The sequence below is a fragment of the Heliomicrobium gestii genome, assembly GCF_009877435.1.
Taxonomy (GTDB): domain Bacteria; phylum Bacillota; class Desulfitobacteriia; order Heliobacteriales; family Heliobacteriaceae; genus Heliomicrobium; species Heliomicrobium gestii.
On sequence record NZ_WXEX01000011.1, the window covers coordinates 47,366 to 73,249 of the forward strand.

At 58.0% G+C, this 25,884-nt stretch carries 23 protein-coding genes and 1 riboswitch; of the genes, 2 read left to right on the top strand and 21 right to left on the bottom strand.

Annotated elements, in window-relative coordinates; all coding sequences use genetic code 11:
* Positions 1-3: 3 nt before the first annotated feature.
* The 8 genes from GTO89_RS12790 to GTO89_RS12825 form a co-directional block, all read right to left on the bottom strand.
* Entirely contained in the window at positions 4-765 is a 762-nt protein-coding gene (locus GTO89_RS12790) for an ABC transporter permease (protein ID WP_161262478.1), read from the bottom strand.
* On the bottom strand, positions 762-1,643 hold the full coding sequence (locus GTO89_RS12795; RefSeq protein WP_235920456.1) for an ABC transporter ATP-binding protein: 882 nt from the start codon (positions 1,641-1,643) through the stop codon (positions 762-764). The genes GTO89_RS12790 and GTO89_RS12795 overlap by 4 nt, the downstream gene beginning before the upstream one ends.
* Positions 1,640-2,671: an ABC transporter substrate-binding protein gene (locus GTO89_RS12800; protein ID WP_161262480.1), complete on the bottom strand. Its 1,032-nt coding sequence runs from the start codon at positions 2,669-2,671 to the stop codon at positions 1,640-1,642. The genes GTO89_RS12795 and GTO89_RS12800 overlap by 4 nt, the downstream gene beginning before the upstream one ends.
* A gap of 131 nt (positions 2,672-2,802) precedes the next feature.
* Complete coding sequence (gene bzaB, locus GTO89_RS12805; RefSeq protein ID WP_161262481.1) at positions 2,803-4,113, bottom strand: B12 lower ligand biosynthesis ThiC-like protein BzaB; 1,311 nt, start codon at positions 4,111-4,113, stop codon at positions 2,803-2,805.
* A gap of 86 nt (positions 4,114-4,199) precedes the next feature.
* Positions 4,200-5,597, bottom strand: a complete 1,398-nt coding sequence (gene thiC, locus GTO89_RS12810; RefSeq protein WP_161262482.1) for a phosphomethylpyrimidine synthase ThiC — start codon at positions 5,595-5,597, stop codon at positions 4,200-4,202.
* A 122-nt stretch (positions 5,598-5,719) separates the two neighbouring features.
* Positions 5,720-5,891: riboswitch (cobalamin riboswitch) on the bottom strand.
* A 96-nt stretch (positions 5,892-5,987) separates the two neighbouring features.
* The gene (locus GTO89_RS12815; RefSeq protein WP_161262483.1) at positions 5,988-6,359 is read right to left on the bottom strand and encodes a fluoride efflux transporter FluC; all 372 of its coding nucleotides are present in this window, start codon (positions 6,357-6,359) and stop codon (positions 5,988-5,990) included.
* Positions 6,356-6,766 (bottom strand): fluoride efflux transporter CrcB, encoded by a 411-nt coding sequence (crcB, locus tag GTO89_RS12820; RefSeq protein ID WP_161262484.1) that lies wholly within the window; start codon positions 6,764-6,766, stop codon positions 6,356-6,358. Before crcB ends, GTO89_RS12815 begins: the two co-directional genes overlap by 4 nt.
* The gene (locus tag GTO89_RS12825) at positions 6,763-7,632 is read right to left on the bottom strand and encodes a histidine phosphatase family protein (RefSeq protein WP_161262485.1); all 870 of its coding nucleotides are present in this window, start codon (positions 7,630-7,632) and stop codon (positions 6,763-6,765) included. The genes crcB and GTO89_RS12825 overlap by 4 nt, the downstream gene beginning before the upstream one ends.
* 345 nt (positions 7,633-7,977) lie before the next feature.
* On the opposite strand from GTO89_RS12825, the gene recQ reads away from it, so the two are divergent.
* Together recQ and GTO89_RS12835 are read left to right on the top strand one after the other, a co-directional pair.
* Positions 7,978-9,744, top strand: coding sequence for a DNA helicase RecQ (recQ, locus tag GTO89_RS12830; RefSeq protein WP_161262486.1), 1,767 nt, complete (start codon positions 7,978-7,980; stop codon positions 9,742-9,744).
* Positions 9,745-9,820: 76 nt separating this feature from the next.
* Positions 9,821-10,561 carry a DUF4397 domain-containing protein gene (locus GTO89_RS12835; protein ID WP_161262487.1) on the top strand — a complete coding sequence of 247 codons (741 nt, stop codon included), beginning with the start codon at positions 9,821-9,823 and terminating at the stop codon, positions 10,559-10,561.
* 97 nt (positions 10,562-10,658) lie between these two features.
* Here the strand turns inward: GTO89_RS12835 and GTO89_RS12840 are convergent, their stop codons facing one another.
* From GTO89_RS12840 to murC, 13 genes are all read right to left on the bottom strand, one after another.
* Entirely contained in the window at positions 10,659-11,807 is a 1,149-nt protein-coding gene (locus GTO89_RS12840) for an aldo/keto reductase (RefSeq protein WP_161262488.1), read from the bottom strand.
* A gap of 94 nt (positions 11,808-11,901) precedes the next feature.
* Positions 11,902-13,002, bottom strand: a complete 1,101-nt coding sequence (locus GTO89_RS12845; RefSeq protein ID WP_161262489.1) for an MBL fold metallo-hydrolase — start codon at positions 13,000-13,002, stop codon at positions 11,902-11,904.
* A 472-nt stretch (positions 13,003-13,474) separates the two neighbouring features.
* A complete protein-coding gene (locus GTO89_RS12850) occupies positions 13,475-15,613 on the bottom strand; it encodes an anaerobic ribonucleoside triphosphate reductase (protein ID WP_161262490.1) in 2,139 nt (712 codons plus the stop codon).
* 128 nt (positions 15,614-15,741) lie between these two features.
* Positions 15,742-16,200 (bottom strand): transcriptional regulator NrdR, encoded by a 459-nt coding sequence (gene nrdR, locus GTO89_RS12855; protein ID WP_161262491.1) that lies wholly within the window; start codon positions 16,198-16,200, stop codon positions 15,742-15,744.
* A 701-nt stretch (positions 16,201-16,901) separates the two neighbouring features.
* Positions 16,902-17,165: a YlmC/YmxH family sporulation protein gene (locus GTO89_RS12860; protein ID WP_161262492.1), complete on the bottom strand. Its 264-nt coding sequence runs from the start codon at positions 17,163-17,165 to the stop codon at positions 16,902-16,904.
* A gap of 85 nt (positions 17,166-17,250) precedes the next feature.
* Entirely contained in the window at positions 17,251-18,024 is a 774-nt protein-coding gene (sigG, locus tag GTO89_RS12865) for an RNA polymerase sporulation sigma factor SigG (RefSeq protein WP_161262493.1), read from the bottom strand.
* 98 nt (positions 18,025-18,122) lie between these two features.
* Positions 18,123-18,869, bottom strand: coding sequence for an RNA polymerase sporulation sigma factor SigE (sigE, locus tag GTO89_RS12870; protein ID WP_161262494.1), 747 nt, complete (start codon positions 18,867-18,869; stop codon positions 18,123-18,125).
* A gap of 20 nt (positions 18,870-18,889) precedes the next feature.
* Entirely contained in the window at positions 18,890-19,714 is an 825-nt protein-coding gene (locus GTO89_RS12875; RefSeq protein WP_161262495.1) for a sigma-E processing peptidase SpoIIGA, read from the bottom strand.
* Between the two features lie 157 nt (positions 19,715-19,871).
* Positions 19,872-20,984 carry a cell division protein FtsZ gene (gene ftsZ / locus GTO89_RS12880; RefSeq protein ID WP_161262496.1) on the bottom strand — a complete coding sequence of 371 codons (1,113 nt, stop codon included), beginning with the start codon at positions 20,982-20,984 and terminating at the stop codon, positions 19,872-19,874.
* Positions 20,985-21,189: 205 nt separating this feature from the next.
* Entirely contained in the window at positions 21,190-22,008 is an 819-nt protein-coding gene (locus tag GTO89_RS12885; RefSeq protein WP_161262497.1) for a cell division protein FtsQ/DivIB, read from the bottom strand.
* Between the two features lie 124 nt (positions 22,009-22,132).
* Positions 22,133-23,395 carry a UDP-N-acetylglucosamine 1-carboxyvinyltransferase gene (murA, locus tag GTO89_RS12890; protein WP_170294518.1) on the bottom strand — a complete coding sequence of 421 codons (1,263 nt, stop codon included), beginning with the start codon at positions 23,393-23,395 and terminating at the stop codon, positions 22,133-22,135.
* Positions 23,358-24,332, bottom strand: coding sequence for a UDP-N-acetylmuramate dehydrogenase (murB, locus tag GTO89_RS12895; RefSeq protein WP_235920457.1), 975 nt, complete (start codon positions 24,330-24,332; stop codon positions 23,358-23,360). The genes murA and murB overlap by 38 nt, the downstream gene beginning before the upstream one ends.
* A 27-nt stretch (positions 24,333-24,359) precedes the next feature.
* Entirely contained in the window at positions 24,360-25,754 is a 1,395-nt protein-coding gene (murC, locus tag GTO89_RS12900; RefSeq protein ID WP_161262556.1) for a UDP-N-acetylmuramate--L-alanine ligase, read from the bottom strand.
* Between the last annotated feature and the right edge of the window lie 130 nt (positions 25,755-25,884).

Here is a 25,884-nt window from a genome sequence, read left to right on the forward strand (position 1 = left end):
ATTTTATTCCATATCTTGTTCAGCCGCCTGCCAGCGACAGAGCCATGCCTCGGCCAGATCGACGAGCAGGATCAAGGCGAATCCAAGCAGTCCCATAGCGATGATCCCGGCGAACATCTCTGCAGAGGCGGCGCGGCTCCAGGCATCCATGATGTAGTAACCGAGCCCCTCGGTGGTCGCGAAAGATTCCACCAGGAAGAGAACGGCCACCGCTGTTCCCATGCTGATGCGCAAGGAAGTCAGGATGTCGGGCACACAGGCGGGGATGATCACATGGCGATAGAGGTCCCAGCCGCTGCCCCCCAGGGAACGGAGGGAGAGCAGGTCGTATTCGCGGACGCTTCGGGCGGCGTCCCGCGTCGTCACCAGGATCTGATAAGAGACGATCAGGGTGATCAGAAAGACCTTTGAGGCATCGCCGATGCCGAGAAAGAGCAGCACCAGCGGCAAAAAGACGATTTTCGGGATGGGATAGGTGAGAAAGACGACCGGCGCCACCCAGCGATCGGCCTTCGGGTTTCTCCCCAGAAAGAGACCGGCGGGAACGGCCAGCAGGATCGAGAGAAAAAGGCTGACCAGCACCCGAAAGGTACTGGCCCAAAGGTGGCTCGGCAAGGGGCCTGAAAAGGATATGCCAAAAGCACGGAAGGCCTCGCCCGGCGTGGGCAGCATGGGGTTGTGAACGGCCTGCGCCAGCAGCTGCCAAAGAGCGATCAGGACAAGGGCGGCGCCGACCATCGCCAGGCCGCTGCGCAATCGCCTCATCGTCCCTCCCTCCTTTCGGAAGCGGTGACCATGAGCCGGCGGATCTCGTCACAGGCGGCGTGAAATCCCTTTTGCCGGCGGTAGTCCGGCGCGCCGGCGCCGCTGTTTTCCACTTGGCCGATGATCCGCAGCGGGGGGCCGTCGAGGATGAGGATGCGCTGGCCGAGGAAGGCGGCCTCCTCGATGCTGTGGGTGACGAGGACGATGGTCAGCCCATCGCGGCCGGCGATCTCCAGGATCAGATCCTGGAGCGACTCCCGTGTCAACGCGTCGAGCGAAGAAAACGGTTCATCCATCAGCAACAGGTCCGGTTGTGTCGCCAAGGCACGGCCCACGGCCACCCGTTGCCGTTGCCCGCCGGAGAGTTGGCGGGGATAGCGGCGCTCTGTTCCCGCCAGGCCGAGCCGTTCGATCACGGGACGAACCTGCTCGACGGCCTCTCGCCCCCCCAACCCTTTTATCCGCAAGCCCAGGGCGATATTCTCTTCGACCGTCTTCCAGGGGAAGAGACCGAAGTCCTGCAGGATCAGCGACGTTTGGGGCCGGGGGCCGGCCAGTGGGCGGCCGCCCACATCCAACCGGCCGCCCCCATGGCGACCGCCGGTGTCACTCGGGTCGCCGGCGTTGCTGCGGTCGCCGGTGTTGCTACTGGCTTTGTTGCTACTCGCGGTGTCGCCGCGGTCGCCGTTGTCGTTACGGCCGCCGCTGGGCCGGAGCAACCCCGCCAGCAGCAGCAGCAGGGTGCTCTTCCCGCAACCGGAAGGTCCGATCAGGACACAACGCTCCCCCTCGGGAACGGTGAGGTCAAAGTCATCCAATATGGTTACATTGTTCCCCGGTTGGCGGTAAGCCAACCGGAGATCCCTGGCGACAATCATGGCGCCAACGACGGATCGACCAGATCCTCATAGGCATAGGGTTTCTCCAGCAGTTTTTTCGCCGCCATCCAATCCATCACCCGCGTCAGCTCCTCCCGGCTGGGGGGAACAGGCTTGGAGAAGGTGGGCGACTGGTAGCTGTCCTGGATCTCTTTCGGGATGTTCGCCTTGGCGACAACGAGGGGACGGTATTTGACCGGATCGGCCGTCAGCGCCTGACCGGCCTCGCCGTAGACGGCGACGACCTTCTTGATCGCCTCCCGGTTTTTCTCGACGCTGTCCTTGCGGAACAGCAACACCGTCTGGGAGATGTTTTTCTGCGTATCATCGGCGATCAACCTCGCCCCCTGCCGTTCGGCCAGGAACGCCAACGGATCGGGCAGGATGGCGGCGGTGATCTGATCGCTCAAGAGCATCTGCAGTCGCACCGGGATTTTGGGAATGGCCATTTTCTTGACGTCGCCCGGTTGGAGCCCGCCCTCGGCCAGGAGCTGGTCGCCCACAAACTCGATGATGCTGTTCTCCGAGATGGCCAGTTGGGCGCCCTTCAGATCAGACAGGCGCTGCACCGGCGACTTGGGCGACGCCAGCAGGGCGAATCGGCCTTCTTTGGCGGTGACGCCGAGGCCGACAGCCGCCACTTTGACGGGGGTGCCGCTCTTTTGCAACAGCGCCACCGCCACCAGATCGGCGACCTCGCCGTCAATCTGACCGGCCTGCATGGCCGCATCCCGTTCTTGGGCAGAACTGAAGGGCACCAGGGTCACATCGACGCCACGGGCCTTAAACAAGCCTTCCTGTTCGGCCACATAAAAGGGCAGGTTGTCTTCGATGGGCAGGATGCCCAGTTTGACAGGTCCAGCGGCAGCGCCGGACGGGGCCGGTGTGGACTTCGGATCGGCGGCCTTGGATTCGCCGGTGTTGCCGCAGCCGGCCAGCAAAACCACCTGGAGGGTGAACAGCGCCGCCAGCGCCAAAGCCAGCAGGCGGTTAGGACGTTTCCGCTTCGGTTGGGCCTGTTCGATCATCATCAGCACTCCTCTGTCTTATCGTGAAATACATATCTTGCGATTATTCGACAGGCTGGCTCCGAATCCTCCCCGTCCTTACCTATCCTCCCTCGTCCTTACCTATCACTCTCGTTACCTATCAACCTCGTCTAGCATCCCTCAACGGCGTCGCTGCCCAGGTACTGGCTGACCACCTTCATGGCGCAAAGTTCCCCGCACATGGAACAGGCCGGCGCGTCATCGGCATTGCGAGCTGAACGCACCTGCCGGGCATGGTCCGGATCGATGGAGAGTTCGATCTGGCGGCGCCAATCGAGGGCCTTGCGGGCGCGGGACATCTCCAGGTCCCAGTCGGCGGCGCCGGGGATGCCTTTGGCAATGTCGCCGGCATGGGTGGCGATGCGGGCCGCAATGACGCCCTGATGAACATCCTCCGCCGTCGGCAGCCGGAGGTGTTCCGCCGGGGTGACGTAACAGATGAAATCGGCGCCCGCCATCGTAGCCATTGTCGCCCCGATGGCGGAGGAGATATGGTCGTATCCGGCGGCGATGTCTGTTACCAGTGTGCCCAAAACGAAATAGGGAACCTGGTGGCAAAGCTGTTTTTGCATCTGGATCGTCGTCTGGATATGGTGGGCCGGCACATGGCCGGGGCCTTCGACCATCACCTGGACGCCGGCTTCCAGCGCTCGTTGAACCAACTCGCCCACCAGGATCAGCCCTTGGATCTGTGCCCGGTCGAGTGAGTCGGCGATGGCGCCGGGCCGGATGGCGTCGCCGATGGAGAGGGTGATGTCATAGCGCTTGGCGATCTCCAGCACACGGTCAAATCGGGCGTAGAGCGGGTTTTCCCTGCCATGGTGAAGCATCCAACCGGTCATGAAAGCGCCCCCTCGGGAAACGATGTCCGTCACCCGGCCCTGCCGGCGCAACCGGTCGATCACATCCATGTTCAAGGCGCAGTGCAAGGCCATGAAATCTACGCCGGCTTCGGCATGTCTTTCGATGGCGGTGAAGATATCCTCCTCTGTCAAGGCGACCACAGAGCCGTAGCGTTCAATCGCCTCTTTCGCGACCTGATACAGGGGCACAGTGCCCACAGGCAACCCTGTGCTGGCGATGGTTTGGCGCAGGAATCCCTCAATGTCGCCGCCTGAGGAGAGATCCATGATCGTATCGGCGCCGGCCTTCTCGGCGGCCCGCAGCTTATCCAGTTCACCCTCGCTTTCCATCAGGTCTGACGATGAGCCCACCGATGCGTTGACTTTCGTGCGGATGCCCTTGCCTACAGCGACAGGATCCACATTGGGGCGGCTGTTGTTTCCCAGGATGACCATGGTTCCCTCTGCGATGGCCTGGCGGATCCTTTCGGGTGAGACCTTTTCACGGTTGGCCACGTATTCCATCTGGGCGGTGATGATGCCGTTGCGGGCGAATTCAGCTTGGGTTTTCTTTGTCATGGCGATTCCTCCTTCGTTATGTTGGGAACCGGTTTGCTCCGGTCAGTCGCCTTGCCTGTTAACATGACATGAGCGCCTTCTATGTCTTAGCAGAACTCAACGGGCGTTCTGAAATACTCGGCCAGAACTCGGCGGGAACAGCCATCGCCGCAGGCATGGCAGTTGATCTCTTTTGCCATGTCTTCCGATCCGGCGGCCGCCTCGGCTGCCGGACCTACCGGCGTGCCGGCGGCGCTCCTGGTCGACACAAGCCCATCGGGATCAAGGGCCAGCCTCTGTTCCGCCTTCCGGTTCTGCCAGCCCCGCGCCTGGGAAAGGGCGGCGTCGCGCTCGACAGCGGCGGCGAACCCTTTGGCCACGTCGGCGGCATGAGCGGCAATGCGGGCCGAGATGACGCCGGTCCGGACATCCTCCACCGTCGGAAAGCGAACATGTTCCGCTGGGGTGACGTAACAGATCAGGTCGGCGCCGGCAGAGGCGGCCAAGGCGGCGCCGATGGCGCAGGTGATATGGTCATAACCGGGCGCAGCGTCTGTCGCCAGGGGCCCGAAGATGAAGTAGGGCGCCCCTTCGCAGAGCTGTTTCTGCAGTTGAACCGTCGTGTGGCAGTGATGCAGGGGCGCATGGCCCGGCCCTTTTACCATCACCTGCACACCGGCGTCACGGGCCGCCCGGACCTGTTCGCCCAGGATCACCATCTCCTGCACCTGCGCCCGATCCAGCGAGTCGTGGCCCGAACCGGGTCGCAACCCATCGGCCAGGCTGAGGGTCACATCATAACGCCGGCAGATGTCAAGCACTCGGTCAAAGTGGCGGTGAAACGGGTTTTCCTGTTGGTGATGAAGCATCCAGCCGGCCAGCGAAGCGCCGGCCCAACTGACCATATGGGTCAGCCGGCCCTGCCGCCGCGCCAGTTCCAACGCCTTTAAGGTCATCGCCGAGTGCAGGCCAAAGAAGTCGACGCCCTCGGCGGCGTGACGCTCCATGGCGTCAAACATCTCCTCCACCGTTGTGGCAAGAATGCCGCCCCGCCTCGCGTCGCGCCGGCAGGCAAAGACCTCATACTGGGGCAGTGTGCCAACGGGTTTTGTGGATGTCGACAGCACATGCCGGCGAAAGAGGGCCAGATAGTCCTTCAATTCAGCCTCCGGTTCCCGCAGGCGATCGACGCCGGCTCCGATGGACAGATCCAGGACCGCATCTGCCCCTGCCGCCAACAGAACCTCTAGCTTCTTACGCTCTTCCGACTCGGATCCGCCCTCCAGGGGCAGTCCGATAGAAGCGCTGACTTTGGTGCGCAAGCCCTTTCCAAAGGCGACAGCCTGCCGTCTTTCGGCCCGCTTGCGGTTGTAGGGCAAGACGATGGTTCCATCGGCCAGCCCCCGGCGGATCGCCTCGGGCTCCACCTGTTCCCGCTGGGCCGCCTCAGCCATCGCGGGCGTGATCATGCCCTGCAGGGCTGCCTCGCGCTGGGTAATCTCCACTCCGTTCAGCCTCCTTTTTTCTGTCTCCCGACTGTCCGGCAAATAAAAAAAGCCCCCAGATCCATAGCGGATCCGGGGACTTTGCCATCATCCCTGAAGGGTCTCCTTTGCCGGGAAAGAGACCCTTAGACCGTACACAGGCAGGTCTTCTGGCTCGGGTTCCTCGCTGGCTGCGCCTTCCCTCTTGCGAAGTGGCCTCTTGCAGCCGGCTCCCCCATACAGCGGCGGGACCGCCCGGGATTCGCACCCGGTTCCCTATTCTCCCTTGCGGGCACCTGTGAACACTTTATGAAATTGATTGGTTGCGCTTATTATCATAATCGCAACATGTTCGCCTGTAAAGATGGATTTTCCAAAAAAACATCCACAGTTCCAGCCACTCGCAGGGCCTTACAGGGCGTGAAACCCCAAAGCGCAGGCCAGCAACCCCACAATGGCGCTGCCGCCGACGTAAACGCCGCAGCGCAACCATTCCCCGTCCTCGATCAGCCGGACGGCCTCAACGGTGAAGGTCGAAAAAGTGGTAAAGGCGCCCAAAAAGCCGATCTGAAAGACATTTTTTTCGATCGATTGAATGCCTGGGTTGCTTGCTGCATGAGCCGCTGACAGACCAAGCAAAAAGGCACCCGCGATATTAATGAAAAAGGTCGATGGCGGATAAGCCAGGGAAGTCCGTCGCGCGACAGCGACGCCGACGCCATAACGCGCAAGGGCGCCCAAGGCGCCGGCGGCGCCGATCGAAAACAAATCCCACGGCGTCATCGGTCCACCTCCAGCGCAGCGGGACGATTTTCCTTCATCATTCGAGCGCCGCGCGTTCCAAGAGCGCTGACCAGCACACCCAGAACAAGGCTGGACAACACATAGGCCCCCGCCAAGGCAGCCTCGCCCGCCTCCAACATGCGCACGCTCTCGAGCGCGAAGGTGGAAAAAGTGGTGAAAGCGCCCAAAAACCCCGTGGCGAAGCCGAGCCGAAGGGCGGGTTTGATCGCCACTACCTCCATGGCTACCGTCAAAAAGAAAGCGAGCACAAAAGCGCCCAGCAGGTTGATCGTCAAGGTCCCCCAGGGGAAACCGGTCTGATCGGCCAAAGGCGCCATCCATGTTCCCATAAAAAAGCGGGCCAGCGCCCCCAGAAAACCGCCGATCGCCACAGCAATAGCGTTCATCGCCGGTCCCTCCTTAACAGAGCCCGCTTGGCTGCGATCCTTTTTGCGGAGACGCCTTCCATGCACGCAACCCCTTCCAACAGGACCGCCGCCGCCCCACCCGAGGCGATGGCCGCGCTGCCGGCAACTGGGGCAGGCTCATCCCGCCCTTCCCCCTCTTGGGGCAGCACGACTCGCGCCGCTCGGGTCGTCTCAGTCCTTCCCGCCCCGTACGCCCGGTGACGGCCTGTCATCTCCGCCGGTTCCCCCACCTCGACGATGGAGATGCCGCCGTTACCCAGGTCTTTTTTTCGCACCCGGCAGCCCCGTTTCAACCGGAGATACCACAACAGGATGCGGAGAAACCCCTGATGGGAGATGACGACGATCGATCCCCGCTCCCTCGCCACATCCAACAGTTGTGTCCAAGCGAGCCGGGCGCGCCGAAAGGCCTGGTAGAGCGTCTCCTCGCCCTGCGTAAAGGGCCAGGCGTGACGCCACACCGTCATGGCGATGAGCAGACAGAAGGGGATCGCTCGTCGATTCCCGCTGCCGGGAAACTTGGACAGGACGATTTCGCCAAGGCTTTCCATGGTAACCACCTCTGCGCCCCATGCTCGGGCGAGGATGGTCGCCGTCTCCTGGGCTCGTTGAAAATGGCTCGCCACCACCACCGGGACGGGGCGCAGCCTGCGGGCCACCGCCTCGACCTGACCGATTCCCGTCGTGTTCAACCGCACCATCGATGGCGATCCGGACATCATGGCGTTAAATGTGTCAATCGTAAAGCGAGCCCCAAGCGGTATGATGTTTTCGTCCGTTTGCCCGTGGCGGACGAAGATAATCTGCATATTAACCGACTCCATCTTGTCATTCAAAAACCCCATGGCAAGAGCAACCCCTCGCCAAGCGCCTTGTACGTCTTTTTTGTCCGGGGTCAGACACATCTTTAAGTGTAGTATGGGGAGAAAGGATCGTCAAGCTACTATTTTCCACTTATTGCCACAAAGCAGGATTGCAGCCTATTTACGTCGAAATCATCATGTTGAATAGCCGAGTCGTCATTGATCATTGATATATCGAAACTTGATGTATCAATGACATTGATACACCGATCAATGCCTACCGCCTAACGACGTCGTTCAGCGATAGCATGGGCGGTGAATTCCAAACCATCACGTAAAAGGTAAGACCGTCCATCACCGGATGATGAACGATATGGAGTGACTTGCATGCTGCAACAGGCCCGGACACTGCTGAACCGGCACTACGGCTACACCGCCTTCCGACCCGGCCAAGAAAAGATCATCGAGAGCCTGCTCACCGGTCGCGACACCGTGGGCATCATGCCGACCGGCGGCGGCAAGTCGATCTGCTACCAGATTCCGGCGCTGCTGTTGCCCGGGCTGACTGTGGTCATCTCCCCGCTGATCGCATTGATGAAGGATCAGGTGGACAACCTCCAAAACCTCGGCATTGCCGCCACCTTTATCAACAGTTCCCTCGACAGCGAGGAGGTCGACAGTCGCGTCCACCGGATGAACCGGGGCGAATTCAAACTGATTTACCTCGCGCCGGAGCGGCTGGAATCTCCTCATTTCCGCCACCTGTTGCAGCGGTTGCCTGTCTCGCTGATCGCTGTCGACGAAGCCCACTGTGTCTCCCAATGGGGTCACGATTTCCGCCCCAGCTATCTCTCCATCGCCTCCCTGGTCGCTGACTACCCCCGCCGACCCCGCGTGTCCGCCTTTACCGCCACAGCCACTGAAGCCGTGACGGAAGACATCATCCGTCACTTGGGGTTGCAACAACCCCATGTCTTCGCCACCGGCTTTGACCGTCCCAACCTGTCCTTCCGCGTCATCCGAGGCGAAAATAAAAAAGATTTTCTGGCCCAGTACCTGGAGGCGAACCGGACACGAGCCGGCATCATCTATACGGCGACCCGCAAGGAAGCGGACCTCCTCCAGGAATACCTTCTCCGCAAAGGCTTCCGCGCCGGCAAATACCACGCCGGATTGGCCGATTCGGAGCGGGAGCAGGCTCAGGAAGCATTCCTCTACGACGACAGCCGGATCATGGTGGCCACCAACGCCTTCGGCATGGGCATCGACAAGTCGAACGTGCGCTTTGTCATCCATTACAACATGCCAAAAAACATGGAATCCTACTACCAGGAAGCGGGGCGGGCCGGACGAGACGGCGAGCCGGCCGAATGCATCCTGCTCTTCAGCGCCCGCGACATCAACACGCAAAAGTTTCTCATCGAACAAAACCAGGCCACACCGGAGCGCAAATCGATGGAGCATCGCAAGCTCCAGTCGATGATCGATTACTGTCACACGCCGCGCTGCCTGCGCAGTCATATCCTCAACTACTTTGGCGAGGAAGCGCCGGAGCGCTGCGGCAACTGCAGCAGTTGCGCCGATGACGTCGAACCGGTCGACATCACCACGGAAGCCCAAAAGATCTTCTCCTGCATCGTTCGCATGCAGGAGCGATTTGGCATGAACCTGGTCGCCGAGGTTCTCAAGGGATCGAAAAGTAAGAAAGTGGCCCAGTCCGGTTGCGACCGCCTGTCCACCTATGGGATCATGCGAGAGTACACGATCAAGGAGATCACCGACATGATCAGCATCCTCACCGCCGAAGGTTACCTCTATGTCACTGAGGGCGCCTTCCCCGTCGTGCGCCTGCTGGAAAAAGCCGTCCCTGTGTTAAAGGGACACGAAAAGGTCTTTCTCAAGGTGCGTAAGCGCGCCAGCCGTTTGGAAGCCGACAGCGACATCTTTGAGAGCCTTCGCCGGCTGCGCAAAGAGATTGCCGACCGGGACGGCGTCCCTCCCTACATCGTCTTTCCCGACAGCACCCTCCGCGAGATGTCCCAGCGGCTTCCCCTCGACCGGGCGTCGCTGCGGGCCATCAGCGGCGTCGGCGACACCAAGCTGGATCGGTACGGCGACGCCTTTCTGGAGGAGATCGGCCGCCACATAAAGTAATTCACCCTCTCCACCGCAGCGGCATAAGGCTATGAGTGTAACATGCGCGCATATCGGTGGAAAGGGTGACATACACATGTATGATGATCCGTATCAATCCCCTCACGACGGCTTCTCCGCGTCGGTCGACGGCCGCGCCTACCTCCGGGTGCTCCATGCCGCGCCCAACGCGCCGCCGGTGGACGTCTACGCCAATGACGTCCTGATCATCCAGAGGCTTCCCTACGCCCGGTTTACCCAGTACTTCCCCGTCCTGCCCGGCCGTTACCGGATCGACGTCTACCCGACGGGGACCCGGACAAGGCCGGTCATCGGCACCGTCGTCGATATCCCGGATCGCTCGATTTATACGGCAGCCGCAGTCGGCCTCCTCCCCAACCTCAGCCTCCTCCCCATCAACGACCCCCGACTGCCCCGCCGGCCTGACTCCGTCTTCATCCGCTTCGCCCACCTGTCACCGAACGCCCCTGCCGTCGATATCACCCTGCCCAACGGCACCGTGCTGTTCCGCAACGTCTCCTTCCGTCAAGTCACCGGTTATATCCCTGTCCCGCCGGGCGTCTACACCTTGCAGGTTCGCCTGACCGGCACCTCACAGGTCGTCTTGACCGTGCCGAACGCGCGTCTGCTGCCCAACCGCTTCCTCACCATCTACGCCGTCGGCCTAGCCGGCGGTCGCCCGCCCCTGCAGGCGCTGATCGCCCTTGACGGCAACAGCTACCTGCCCTTGACCAGCTTTCCCACGCCGACACCTTTTGCAAGTCCCGGAACGCCTTCGCCCGGAGGCCCCTTTGGCGGGGTGCCGACATCACCATGACTGGAGCGGGTTATTAATCATTACACCTTTTAAAACCACAAAATCCGACAGCGCTGAACGGGATGGCGCTGTCGGATTTTCTTTTCTCTACAAGAATTTATTCAAACTGCTCCTTGACGTTTTTTAACTCCTTCCGAATCTCGATCCCTTGGGGGCAGTGACTCTCACATTTGCCGCACTCCACGCATTTCGAGGCGGGGGCCCCCAGTTTTGCCAAGCGACCATACATGTATTTGGCTATAGGCGTGCCGTCAAAGACCCAATGATCATTGTAGGTGGAGAAGCACATCGGGATGTTGATGCCGACTGGACAGGGCATGCAGTAGGCGCATGCGGTGCAGTTGACTTTTACTCTTTCCTTGAATGATTCCCTCACCGCGTCAATGATGGCCGCTTCTTTTTCCGTTAACGAATTCGCTTCCGCTTCCTGGGCGACACGAACATTCTCGATAACTTGCTCCATCGTTGTCATCCCGCTCAACACAAGTGAAACATCGCGATGATTCCATACCCACCTCAAAGCCCATTCCGCAGGGGTTCGTTTGACATCCGCTTGATCAATAATACCTTTCGCTTGCTCAGACAGTCGAACCAGGTTACCGCCTCGTAACGGCTCCATCACAGCAATGCCTAAGCCTTTTTCGGCAGCGTAATCTAACCCTTCTCTGCCTGCTTGGAAATCTTCATCTAAATAGTTGAACTGAATTTGACAAAAGGACCAATCGTAGTCATCAACGATTTCCTTAAATAAACCCAATTGATCATGAAAGGAAAATCCGGCGTATCTGATTCTTCCATCTTGAATCGCTTCATCGAGAAACTCATGAATGCCTGCCTCTTTTAATACAGGCCAGACATTCTTATTCAAGGCATGAACCAGATAAAAATCGATGACATCGGTCTTCAAGCGCTCCAATTGTTCATTCAAGTACCGATCCATATCGGCTCTCGTTTTGATTAACCAACTAGGAAGCTTGGTGGCCAACTTCACCCGCTCTCGGTAGCCGCCTTCCAACGCTTTTGCGACAAAGGGTTCACTCTCCCCAGCGCGGGCGAAGCCAGTCCCATGATAGGGAAAAGCCGTATCAATATAATTCACGCCGGAATCAATGGCGTACCGGAGCATCGGTATGGCCTTTTCTTCATCTATTTTCGTTTGGTCACCGTCGATAACTGGCAACCGCATACATCCAAATCCCAAAACAGATACCATCTCATTGGTCTTCCCATACTTTCTATACAACATATTGCTGCCACCTTTCTCAAGCGCCTGAATTGCTCAAGCGCAATTTCACCATCTTTTTTCACTCTGCCTTAAACAATGCACAAATAATGATTGTTTAATTCACCCTTTCCCACCAACGGGAAAAGACTTGTTGCTCCTTTTCAAGATCTACCGGCTCTCCGATCATGGGGGTAAGCAGCCGGTAGTTTTTATTTTGACTGGCCAACGCGATCCGTTTCAATGGATCATCCCAGGGATGGTTGGAGATCGCAAACTTGCCGGAGTGGCCCGCGAATAAGGCCTTGGTTTTCAATTCTTCAGCCGCCTTCGCCGCCTCCTCCGGCATCATGTGGATATTGGCCCAACTCTTGTCGTACTGGCCATTGTCCAGAAGGACAATGTCAAAACCATTCATTTTTTCTCCGATTTCCTTGAAATGGGGTCCATACCCGCTGTCACCGCTGAAGAATATCCGCCGCTGCGGCGTGACCAGCGCAAATCCAGCCCATAACGTCTTGTTTCTGCTGAGCAGGCGGCCGGAAAAATGGCGAGCGGGCAGTACATGGATGGTAACGCCATTGTCCAATTCTAACGCGGTAAACCAGTCCGCCTCGTGGATGCGTCGTTTTTCAAATCCCCATTGGTCAAAGTAAGAGCCCACGCCTAACGGGCAGATCACATTTTTCACTTTCGGTTTCAAGGCAGTCACCGTAGGGTAGTCTAAGTGGTCCCAATGATCGTGAGAGATCAACAAATAATCCATTTCCGGCAGATCATCGGCTGCATATGGATTGGTTCCCTCAAAAACCTTGTTTGCAAAAGAGACCGGTGCGGCATAGGAACTGAGCACAGGGTCAAGCAGAAACCGCTTGCCTCCCATCTGTATGAAGTACGAAGAATGACCCAGCCAAATTAGGATATCCTTCCCTCTGTCCAGGGTCTTCAGATCCGTTTTAACGGTGGGAATGGCATCCACCGGACGCAGCCGCTCTTTTTTAGTAAAAAGAAACTCCCACAGCACTGAAGAACTGCTTTTTTCTCCGGTAAATTGAGGAGTGGGGATTCGGTTTTGAAATTGATCATCACGATATTGGGGAGAGTTTTTTATTCTTTCCAGGTCAGCGCCACCGGGCAACCTGCCAAACTTGGGATGCCGCAGGTACAGACCAATACCCAAAGCGAACAGGATGAGGCTAATGAATAAGGCAAACCACATCTTTATTACCCACTTTTCATGTACTTCCTCTAAAGTATTGAATCACCTTTTCTTCTGGCCCTTCATCTCCTCCTCTGCGTTTCCCACAATCGCCTGAAACCACATCTATGTTCTCCTGAAATACCATCGTGTAAAATCGTATGGCCCCGACAATCCAGCCAAGGTACTGTGCGTTCGCCCAGCGCACACGCCCATCCGCACGATGTGAAAGACGTTATTTGCGCCTCCAACAACAGCTTAACACCTGGAGTTGCCTCCAAGTCAAGTGTGCTTATGAAAAAACAGGAGTTCTCCAACTTTCGGCAAAACAAAGCCGCTTGTTGGGCACAATCGCTCCGTTGTACTCGTCTTCTCAACCAATCCACTTGTGCAAGTGAATCAACGCCCCGCCGGCCGAGCCGGGGGCGCAAAAATGCCGAGGCGTCATCACCTCGGCATTTCTTCTCAGCTTACTTGGGCAAATGCATGACCATCAATGGCAGCAATCCGACTTCGGATTGAAGTGAACCCGCCGGTTCGACTCCTCCGCCTTCTTGGCGTCGTTAAAATGATCCAGTGTCGAAAGGTAGCCGGTGATGCGGCGCACCCGGGAGATGCGGTCACTGCCGCACTTCGGACAATTGTCTTGATCGATGACACCGTTCAGTCCGCAGGACTTGCAGATATCGACGGGGAAGTTCACGGCCGCGTAGCCCATGTCTGCCTCATACATGGCCTTGACGAGGGCCTCAAAGGCTTGCAGGTTGTGCTGGGGCGCCGACGGCAGTTCCACATAGGAGATGTGGCCGGCGTTGGTGTACTGGTGGTAAGGGCCCTCGACGGCGATCTTCTCAAAAGCGTTGATTTTGTATTCGACAGGGACGTGGAAAGAGTTCGTGTACCATTCCCGGTCATTGATGCCTTCGATCACGCCGAACTTGTCCCGGTCTTTTTTCGTAAACTTGCCGGACAGCCCTTCTGCCGGCGTGGCCAGCAGGGAGAAGTTCAGCCCATACTTCTGCGACGCCTCGTCCATGCGGTGACGCATGTGGCGAACGATCTTGAGACCCAGATCCTGGGCAGCCGGCGATTCGCCGTGGTGCTTGCCAGTCAGCGCGATGAGGCACTCGGCCAGGCCGATGAAACCCATGGAGAGGGTGCCGTGTTTGATGACCGGCTCGATCCGGTCGTTCCAACCCAATTTCTCGCTGTCCAGATACAACCGCTGCCCCATCAGGAAGGGGAAATCCTTGACGCGCAGGTTTTTCTGCACGTCAAACCGGGTGAGCAGTTGCTTAATGACCAGGTCGATGGTCTCATCAAGCAACCGCCAGAAGGCGTCCACATCGTGTCCGGCGCGCAGACCCAAACGCGGCAGGTTGACGCTGGTAAACGAAAGGTTGCCCCGGCCGTCGGTCACCTCAGGGCCGTTGATGTTGCCCATGACGCGGGTGCGGCAGCCCATATAGGCCACTTCCTGCCCATGTTCGTTATAGGCCCGGTTGAAGGAGGAATCTTGGAAGGCGAAATTGGGGAAGAGGCGCTTGCAGGCCACCTGCATGGAAAGCTGGAAGAGATCATAGTTGGGATCGCCCGACTCATAGTTGATCCCTTTTTTGATCTTGAAACAGACGTTGGGGAAGATGGGCGCCTCGCCCTTGCCGAGGCCCTTCTCATAGGCTTGCAGGAAGGTCCGGGTGATCATCCGGCCCTGCCAGGAGATGTCGGTGCCGAAGTTGATCGACGAAAAGGGGACCTGAGCGCCGGCGCGGCTGTGCATGGTGTTCAGGTTGTAGATGAAGCCCTCCATGGCCTGATAGGTCTCGTTTTCCACACGCTCCATCACCAAGGCCTTGATCTTCTCTTCATCGACTTCTATCCCCAAAGCTGCCAGAGCGCTGCGCAGGTCTTTTTCTTGACGCCTGTACTCGGCCTGGACATAGGGGGCCATATCGCGGTCGAAATAGGCAAAAGACTGGCCGCCATGCATATCATTCTGGTTCGACTGGAGGATGATCGCCGCCAGTGCCGCAGCTGTCTTGATGCTCTTGGGCGAACGGATGTGTCCGTGGCCGTTGTCAAAGCCCTCGGAAAGCAATCGGTCAAGAGGGATCTGCAAACAGGTCAGCGTTTTGCCGTACCAGGCCAGGTCATGGATATAGATGTCGCCTTCGCGGTGGGCGACGGCTTCATCCTCCGGAATGACCCGGTTGAGGTAGTAGTTGACAGAAGCCACCTCGGAGATCTGGAGCACTTTGGCGGAGGGGCTGTTGGAAACGTTGGCGTTCTCTCGATTGGTCTCCCTCAGGATCTCTTGCACGGCGTCCATCAGGTCCGATTTGGCGTCGCGGATGCGGGTCCGCGAACTGCGATAAATTATGTAGGCTTTCGCCGTCCGGGCATGGCCGCTCTCAATGAGCACCTTCTCCACCATGTCCTGGACGTCCTCGACAGAGAAAATATTCCCGTTATAGCGGCTCTTGAGCGCCTTCAACACAGCGATAGACAACTCCATCGCCAACTGCTTGTCTTCGCCGCCCACGGCCCGGGCGGCGCGGAAAATAGCATCTGTGATCTTCGATTCATGAAACTCAACAATCCGGCCGTCACGCTTGCGAATCTGGCTGAACAACTCCGATTCCTCCTCAAACAGATAACATCCCTTTTTTCTGGATCAAGAACACACAAATTTACACTATTCGCACAGTGTATTTAGTATTAAAAGAGACGCCATTTGCATGTGTCTCTGATATCCAATCGCTAGTTCTTTCGCTTCAGCAACCCTTCCAACTCCTCCAGAAACCGGCCCACATCGGTAAACTGGCGGTACACGGAAGCAAAGCGCACATAGGCCACCTCGTCAATATTGCGCAGGCGCGCCATCAGCATCTCCCCAATCTCCCGGCTGGGAACCTCACGGTCATACTGGCTGCGCAGGTCCCGTTCGACTGTCATAACCAGCTCTTCCAGCGTATCCAACGGGATAGGCCGCTTCTCACAGGCCTTCAGCAATCCGGACAAGAGTTTGTTGCGGTCAAAGGCTTCCAGGGAACCGCCCTTCTTGCGCACGATCAGGGGCGTCTCCTCGATTCGCTCTAAGGTGGTGAACCGCCGGTTGCACTCCATGCATTCTCTGCGGCGACGAATCACCCGGCCTTCTTCGGCGCTGCGCGTCTCTAAAACCTTCGATTCGCCATGTCCACAGTAGCAGCACCGCATCTTCCGTCCTCCTACCCAACACTAGATATAGGAGCACTTTTATTATAGAACCCCTAGATGTGTATGGTCAAGGTATATTTTTCCATATTTTTGGGCCATCAGTCCTATTTTCGACAAGAAAATTCAATAGGCCGTCCCATTCGATTGTTGCCCCAGAGCGTCCTCTTTTTATCCAATCTCTTTCGACAGCGAGCCCTATTGTAGCGCTAAAGTCGGCAGAAGGCAAAGGACCAATTTCGATAAAAAGTGCGAAAAGGGCTCCTCCTGCCCTCCTCTCCAGACGTTCTTACGGTTTTTTATTAAAATCCTCCATAATGAAAACAGCGGAACAACATCCCATTTACGTCACGACAACAGCCGCGCAGCGACCCAGCGAGCAGCCGCGCAGCCCTTAGCGACCAGCGCCAATCCACCCCGATTTCCACCGTCTCCAGCGCTATGCTGAACGTAAATCCGGGTGGATTGGCGCAGGGAGCGGTTTGGGCGGAGCGGCGTCGTGAGCGCAGGTCGCGCAGCGGATCAGCGCGCCATCGACATGCAGAAAAGCCCCAGAGCCTTTGGCGCGCCCGCGCAGCGACCCAGCGAGCAGCCGCGCAGCCCTTATCGACCGGCGCCAATCCACCCCGATTTACCACATAGGCAGCAAAAGGGCCGGAACCTCTATGGATTCCGACCCTTCGCTCACGCTAGGACTAGGACTGTCAGACATACTCCGAATGCCCATCACCGAACTGGCTGACATCGACAAGGATCACATCGACGCCGATCTTCTTGATCCTGTCCCAAGGAACAACCATGTCATCGCCCCGCCCGAAGAAGCTCATAAAACGTCCCTGACCGGGGAGCACGATCGCCTTGACCCTTCCCATCTCGGGATCGATGTCGATATCCTTGATCACTCCCAGCCGGCGCCCATCGTGGATGTTGACAATGTCCCGCAGGCGCAGGTCCGAGATTTTGATCACAGTCTGCCACCTCCCTTTTCGTGCTACATACTATGAGGGAGGCAGCCCTTCTGTGACCTTTTTTCCACCAATCGCCAGGAATATTTCAGACGTGTTTGCGCATGTGTGTCAGCGCCGCTTTTTCCAACCGCGACACCTGTGCCTGGGAGATGCCGATTTCATCGGCCACCTCCATCTGTGTCTTGCCCTCAAAAAAACGCAGTGTAAGGATCAGCTTTTCCCGGTCATTGAGCCGGCGCAAAGCCTCGCGCACAGCGATCCCTTCGAGCCATTGCGCATCTTGATTCTTCTCGTCGCCGATCTGGTCCATGACAAAGATAGGATCGCCTCCGTCATGGTAGATGGGCTCAAAGAGAGAGATGGGCTCCTGGATTGCATCAAGGGCAAAGACAACCTCTTCCCGCGGAAAACCGAGGGCATCGGCGATTTCAGAGACCGTCGGCTCCCGGGAGAGTTCATTGACCAGGTGATCGCGCACCTGCAAAGCCTTGTAGGCGATATCGCGCAGGGAGCGGCTGACGCGGATGGGGTTGTTGTCACGGAGATACCGGCGTATCTCGCCGATGATCATGGGCACGGCATAGGTGGAGAATTTCACGTTCTGACCCAGGTCAAAGTTGTCAATCGCCTTCATCAAACCGATGCAGCCGACTTGAAAAAGGTCATCCACGTATTCCCCACGGTTGGTGAAACGCTGGATGACGCTGAGGACGAGACGCAAATTACCACTGATCAGTTTTTCCCGGGCAGACATCTCACCGGATTGCATGGCCTGAAACAAGGTTCGCATCTCGGCGTTGGTGAGCACCGGCAACTTGGAGGTGTTGACGCCGCAGATTTCCACCTTGTTGACCATCATGGGCAACCCTCCCGACGGCGGCATATTTCCTCTCTAGTATTGCCCCGCCCTATCGGGTTATACCGTCCCCCCCCGGATCGTCAAACTCTCTTTTACCCTTACTCCATCCGGTTCATTTCCTTGCGCAGGCGCTTGATGATCCGTTTCTCCAGGCGCGATATGTATGACTGAGAGATGCCCAACATGTCAGCAACCTCTTTTTGCGTCTTTTCCCGGCTGTCCCGCAGACCGAAACGCAGTTCCACGATCCGCCGCTCCCGCGACGTCAGTTTGCTCATGGCCGCCTGCAACAGTTTGCGGTCCACCTCTTCCTCGATCGACTTGTAGATGATGTCATTTTCCGTGCCGAGCACATCCGACAGGAGCAGTTCATTGCCATCCCAGTCGATGTTCAGCGGTTCATCAAAAGAGACCTCTGAACGTGTCTTGTTGTTCCGGCGCAGGTACATGAGGATCTCGTTTTCGATGCACCGCGAGGCATAGGTGGCCAGTTTGATCTTCTTCAGGGGATCAAAGGTATTCACCGCTTTGATCAAGCCGATCGTGCCGATGGACACGAGGTCCTCGATCCCGACGCCCGTATTCTCAAACTTGCGGGCGATGTACACCACCAAGCGCAGGTTCCGCTCGATCAGGATCGACTTGACCGTTAAATCGCCCCGCTCCAATTGTTCTAAGAGACGGTACTCCTCATCATTGGAAAGCGGCGGCGGCAGGGTCTCACTGGAGCCGATGTAATGAACCTCTTGCACCAGATTGAGCCGCTCCAGTAACTTTCGTAATTCAGTCTCGAAAAAGAGCTTTACCGATTTGACGGAAAAATTTGTCGCAGCAGATTCGCTCACAATCGCATTACCTCCCTTGTTCACCAATCCCAGGCCGTTGGAACGAGTGCCCGGTAACGACCGGCTGGGTCTAGCTTTTGCCGGGTTAATCCGATGATCGCCCCCGAACAGGCGATGCTTCTGCCATCATCCCTTCGCGCCTCCACGGTGAGCGGGCGGATGCCCAGGAGCATCCCGTCGGCTTTGCCGACCGACACAAAGGGGATATAGCGAGGAGATAGGCCACCGTCTGCCCCAACGGCCCCCTCCTGCCATCCTTCCGGTAAATGGGCCATGACGCTCTCCTCTTCGACAACGATCACCGGTGAACGAGAGAGGGGATCGACAAGCCGGTTGCCGCTGTCAACGAGCGCCGGAATCCGGACGACGCCCCCCGGCAGGTGAAGGGTCAGCTCAACGAGCCAGGCGCCCTGCTGGCGCAACCGTCGCCAAAGGGAGAGAAGCAGCGCCGTCCCGCCCCCAGCCACCAACAGCAACGCCCAGAACCAGAGGGCCCCCGTCGGTTCGCCTGGCGGCGCGAAGAAGTAAATGATGCCGCCGGCAAGCCAGGCGCCCAGATAAAAAATCAGCCACGCCTGAACCGTCTGCCGCCATCCCTTGATCGGAAAAGCGGCTCGAACCATCAGCCAACCGAGGGCAGTCTTGGCGACCCAGGCGGACACCGGTCCGGCAGAAAACCACAAAAATCCGAGGGGAAGCGCGGCGCCAAAGGCGGCGGCGCCGATCAGCCGGAGGGGGTGAAGGGGTAGCCGCAAGACGGTCCCGCAGATGGCCAAAAGAATCGCATCCATGACGAAATTGATCAACCACAGGATATCCCAGTAAACGATCATCCGTTCGCCCATCGCCGCTTCCACCACCGTTTCGGAAACCACAAATCAATTATAACGAATTCTTTTAACAAAATATGTCACTTCTTGCGTTGAATGGGAGGAATGAGAAAAAATAAAACCCCGCAACATCTGTTGCAGGGTTTATAGCGCTCATTTCTGTTTATATCGGTTATCCCCGGTATTTGCGCAGGAATACAGGGATGTCCACATCCTCGCTGAGGGGAACCGGTTTCACTTCCATCGCCGGCGCCTGATTGACGACGGGTTGGGCGTATTTTTCTTTTACCGGCGCAGCAGGGCGCGTCTCCTTGGGCGCCGGTTGGGCGTGGCGGTGGTCAAAGCCTGTGGCGATGACGGTGACCCGCACCTCATCCTCCATCGACTCGTCGATAACAGCGCCGAAGATGATGTTGGCTTCCGGATCGGCCACTTCTGTGACGATCTCCGCCGCTTCGTTGACTTCCAGCATCCCCAGGTTGATGCCGCCGGTGATGTTCATCAGGACGCCTTTGGCGCCCTCAATGGAGGTCTCCAACAGGGGACTGGAAATCGCTTTCTTGACAGCGTCAATGGCGCGGTGTTCCCCGGAGGCATAGCCCACACCCATCAACGCCGACCCTGTGTCAGACATGATCGTCTTGACGTCAGCGAAATCCAGATTGATCAGGCCAGGCACGGCGATCAGGTCAGAGATCCCCTGAACGCCCTGGCGAAGGATATCGTCAGCCAGCCGGAACGCTTCATTCATCGGGGTATGCTTGTCCACAACCTGCAACAACCGGTCATTGGGGATCACGATCAGGGTGTCCACAGCGGCCCGCAATTCCGAGATGCCCCGTTCCGCCTGCATGGCGCGCTTGCGGCCTTCAAAGGTAAAGGGACGCGTCACAACGCCAACAGTCAAAGCGCCCAGTTCACGAGCCACTTCTGCCACCACCGGCGCGGCGCCCGTTCCCGTACCGCCGCCCATACCGGCAGTGACAAAAACCATATCGGCGCCTTTTAAGGCATTAACCAGTTCCTCCCGGCTTTCCTCGGCGGCTTTTTTGCCGATATCGGGGTTCGCGCCAGCGCCAAGCCCCTTCGTCAGCTTCAGGCCGATCTGCATCTTTGTCTCCGCTCTCGAAAGCTGCAAGGCCTGGGCATCGGTATTGACAGATACAAACTGTACGCCCCGTACCCCATGGGAAATCATGCGATTGACAGCGTTGTTGCCGCCTCCGCCTACACCGACGACCCGAATCACGGCGAGCGGATTCAAGTCCACATCCAGTTCGAACACAGGGAGTTCCTCCTTCAAGCAGGCTGATATGAAATATTTGGGTACGGTAACAATAATGTGAAATTAATCATTATGTAATGGTCAACATCTTGGCATTTTATTGTATCGACGCTAGATCTTCGATAAAAAGCCTTCATTCCCTCTTTTTTGCTATGCTTTTTTTATTACATTCGAAGAGTTCCCACAAATTTTTCTTCCGCGTCGTTTAATGCCCGTTACCGGCAGCGCCCGTTTTGCCGGCCGTCCGAGTTGTCGGATGAGCCACAGCCGGGTGAACGGCATTTGTCGAGATTTTTGTCTCTTCTTTTGGTTTGACGACAGGCGATTTGGCCGATGAGATGTCGATATAGTTGAGTTTGGGCGTGCTGCCGTTCTTCATCCATTGGTCGAGAATGTCCAGCAGCGCCTGGCTCTTGGCGGCAATCTCGTCAGGAGGCCCGAAGCGGACCTCGATGCTGTCTGTCGTATATAAGACGAGGCGGCTGCTGTTGATCACATGGATTTCACCGACGCGCGCCAGCAAGGTAGGCGGCATTTCCTGACACAGCTTCAGCCCCGCCGCAAGACCGTCAGCGCTGACGACTTGTCCCGGCCCCACGTTTAGAGGCGCCTGTACGCCGGTGATCACCGGCAGCGGAATCCCATAGAGGCTGTCCAGCTTGCGCAAGAGGATCCCCTGCCGATCGAGCAACACAAAAACCCCTGCCTGTCCAATCACGGCCACGGGCTTCCTCTCCTGGATCTGAATCTGCACCGTCGAAGGAAATTCCCGTTGGATGGTCACATCCTCCACCTGCGGGTGAAACCGCAACTGCTCACAGATGCGGTTTTGGTCGAGGCGCAAGATATTTTCTCCTGGCTGGATCCCTGAAAGCCGGACAATCTCTTCTTCCTTGATCAGGCTGATCCCCGTCACTGTCACCTGAGAGACGCCAAAGTAGGGGGATTGCAGGAAATAGTAGGCAGCCAGCAATAAGAGCGAAATAAAGAAGAATCCAAGCACGCTGGCCTGTTGCCGGCGCATTCGTCAGCCCCCTCCGTGGGAAAAACTACCATAAAAACATTATAACAAAAATCGTTGCGTCTGTCCAAGGGCTAGAGCCCTAAAAAGAGAAAACAATAGCCCCGGCGCTTACCGGGGCTATTGTTCAACCGGCATCTCGAGTGATCCTTGCGCCCAAGCCGGACAGTTTTTCAACCAACCGATCATATCCCCGGTCAACGTGAAAAATCTTTTCGACCGTCGTCCCATTTTCAGCGGCAAGTCCCGCCAAAATCAGAGCGGCGCCGGCCCGCAGGTCCGTGCATTCCACGACGGCGCCACTGAGACCAGGCACACCCTTGACGATGCCGACGCGCCCTTCCAGACGGATGTTCGCCCCCATGCGCCGCAATTCGTCGACATGCTTGAAGCGGTTTTCGAAAATGGTCTCTGAAATCACCGAGGTGCCCTCGCTGACCGCCATCAGCGCCATCATTTGGGCTTGCATGTCAGTGGGAAAACCGGGATAAGGCAGCGTCTTGATGTCGACGGCCTGGCAGCGACGGGGCGCGATGACACGAATCCGGTCATCCTCCTCGATGACCTGGGCGCCCGTCTCGCGCAGCTTGGCTGTCACCGGTTCCAGGTGTTCGGGGATCACGTTGGACAGTGTGATATCGCCGCCGGTGATGGTGGCAGCGACCATGAACGTTCCTGCCTCGATGCGATCGGGGATGAGTTGGTGGGCGCATCCTCCGAGGCGCTGGACGCCATCGATGCGGATGACATCCAAACCGGCGCCGCGAACCTTGGCGCCCATCCCGTTGAGGAAGTTCTGCAGGTCTACGATCTCTGGCTCTTTCGCCGCGTTGCGGAGGATCGTTGTTCCTTCCGCCAGGGTGGCGGCCATCATCAGGTTCTCTGTCGCGCCGACACTGGGAAAGTCGAGGTGGATCTCCGTTCCCTGCAACCGTTCCGTCTCCACCTCGAAATAACCGTGCCGTTCCTGGTAGCGGGCGCCCATCTTCTGCAAACCCTTCAGGTGCAGGTCCATGGGACGACTGCCGATGGAACAGCCACCGGGATGAAAGAGACGCACCTTTTTAAAACGGCTGAGCAGCGGCCCCAAGATGAGATTGGAGGCCCGCATGCGCCGCATTAGATCGGCAGAGACCTCCTGGATCTTCGCCGATGAGGCGTCGATCGACAAACAGTCCGCTTCCCATGCCACCTGAGCGCCTAAGGCGCCCAACACCTCCGCCATCATCTGCACATCGGTCAACCGGGGCACGTCCTTGATCCGGCATTGTCCGGTAGACATCAATGAAGCCGCCAGGATGGGCAGCACAGCGTTCTTAGCCCCGCTGATCGCCACCTCTCCGAAGAGCGGCTTACCCCCCTTGATTCGAATCCTCGGTTCTCCACCCATCAACCTGCCCCCCTGCATCTCCGATGACACGAACTTCAGATCTCAGTTCAATGCCGCAGGTTGCCTTTACCCTGTTCCGAACCGCCTCGATCAGGGCAAGCACATCGGCTGCCGTCGCTCCCCCTCGATTGACGATAAAATTGGCGTGCTTTTCCGATACCTGAGCCCCGCCGATGGTGAAGCCTTTTAAGCCTGCTGTTTCAATCAGTCGACCTGCCGAAAGGTCACCGGGGGGATTGAGAAAAACGCTTCCCGCATTCGGCCAATCGAGGGGCTGCGTCTTTTTGCGACGGGCAAGCTTTTCCTCCATCAAACGGAGGATCGACTCCCGGTCGCCACGACACAGTTCCATGCCTGCGCGGATCACGATGGCCTTTTCCCCTTGCAACCGGGAATGACGGTAGGAGAAGTCCATCTCCTCCCGCTCATACCGGCGAATCGCGCCGTCCTCATCCATCACGTCGACCCAGCCCACCACATCCTGCATTGAGCCGCTGTGGGCGCCGGCGTTCATCGCCACAGCGCCGCCGAGAGAGGCCGGGATACCGGAGGCAAACTCCAGGCCCTGCAAAGCCGCCTGGGCGGCAAAACGGGCCAGCGCCGGCAGCGTGCAACCGGCGCCCGCCGTCAACCGGCAATCGTCTACCCGCTTGTCGGCAAAGGGACGGCCCAGATGAATCACTACCCCCCGGATCCCGTTGTCGGACACCAGTAGGTTGGAACCGATCCCCACAACCAGCCAGGGGACTCCGGCTTCACGACAACGGCGAACCAGCCCGGCTAAGTCGCTTTCATCGGCAGGATCCACAAACAGGTCGGCTGGACCGCCGATCCGCCAGGTCGTATGGCGAGACATGGGTTCGTTCTGCATCCACTGACCGCGTAAGTCCTTCGTGAGGAATGCCATATCCGTCGAAAGGTCTTCTTTACTCCCCATTGTCCCCTCCTCCAGCCCTGATCTGCGCTACCCCTGCTGTTCCGCTCCCTTTTCCAACGCCTCCAGGAGTTGACAGCCTGCCATCCAGATGTTTCCGGCCCCCATGGTCATTACGAGATCACCGGGCTGAACGGCATTGAGCAAACAGCGGAGGAGTTCCTCCCGGTCTGCAGCATACAGCGCTTTACGGCCGCAACGGTTTTCATAGACATCCATGATCAGCCCGGCCGACACGCCCGGAATCGGCGCTTCGCCAGCCGGATAGATCTCATTGAAGATGACCACATCGGCGGCATCGAAGGCCTCGCCAAACTGACGGTAAAGATCGCGCGTGCGCGTAAACCGGTGGGGCTGAAAAACGGCCACGAGCCGCTTTGGCTGTGTCTGCCTGGCTGCCGCCAATGTGGCCTTTACCTCTGTGGGATGGTGGGCATAGTCATCAACAACGCGAATGCCCCCGGCATCGCCCATCCGCTGAAAACGCCGACCGGCGCCCTGGAAACGAGACAACGCTGCAGCCGCTTGATCAAAAGGGATCCCGATCAGATCGGCACAAGCCACCGCAGCGAGGGCATTGCTGATGTTGTGTTCGCCTGGAACCGATAGCGACAGCCGGCCCAACCGCTGTTCGCCGTGGAAGATATCGGCCTGCGATCCCTCCGGTGTGCCGATCAGATCGGTTGCCCGATAATCGGCCTTGCCTGTCATACCATACGTGATCACCCTGGGACTGGTCACACGTTGCGCCATTTCCTGCAAATGGGGATCATCGGCGCAAAGCAGCAGGAATCCGTCGCTGGACACACGTTCCGTAAAACGGTAGAAGGCCTTCACAATGGCGTCAAAACTATGATAGTGGTCCAGATGGTCCGCCTCGATGTTGGTGATCACCGCCATCCAAGGGGAGAGCTTTAGGAATGAACTGTCGCTCTCATCGGCCTCGGCGGCCATGTAATCGCCCTGCCCCCATTTGGCGTTGCCTTCGATCTCCCGGATTTCTCCACCGACGACAATCGCGGGGTCGAGTTCACACTGTTCCAACATCAACCCGATCATGGCGCTCGTCGTTGTCTTGCCGTGAGCGCCCGCGACAGCGATCCCCTTTTTCTGCTCCATCAACCAGGCTAACAGATCGGCCCTATGCCAGATCGTCAACTTCCGCGCCTTTGCCAGGCGCAGCTCCGGATTGTCTGCCTTGACCGCTGTCGAGACGACGACCACATCGACACCCGGTTGCAGGTGCTCCTCCCGATGCCCTTGAAATACGGTGGCGCCCTGTCTGACGAGACGCTGCGTAACTGCCGTATCAGCCAGATCGGAACCGCTCACCCGATACCCCTGTTGAAGCATCACCCTGGCCAGGCCGCTCATGCCTGTTCCACCGACGCCGATAAAATGCAACCATGTTCCCTTCGCCAACACCAATCTGTCAGCTCCTTTCCGGGATAATACTGTACCTTGAACACTGCCGTGTATCTGCCAGGCAGGGACTGCTTCATAGTATGGCAGCCTACCCGCCGGTGCTCCTGAGCTTGTCTATATGGTGGGTGAA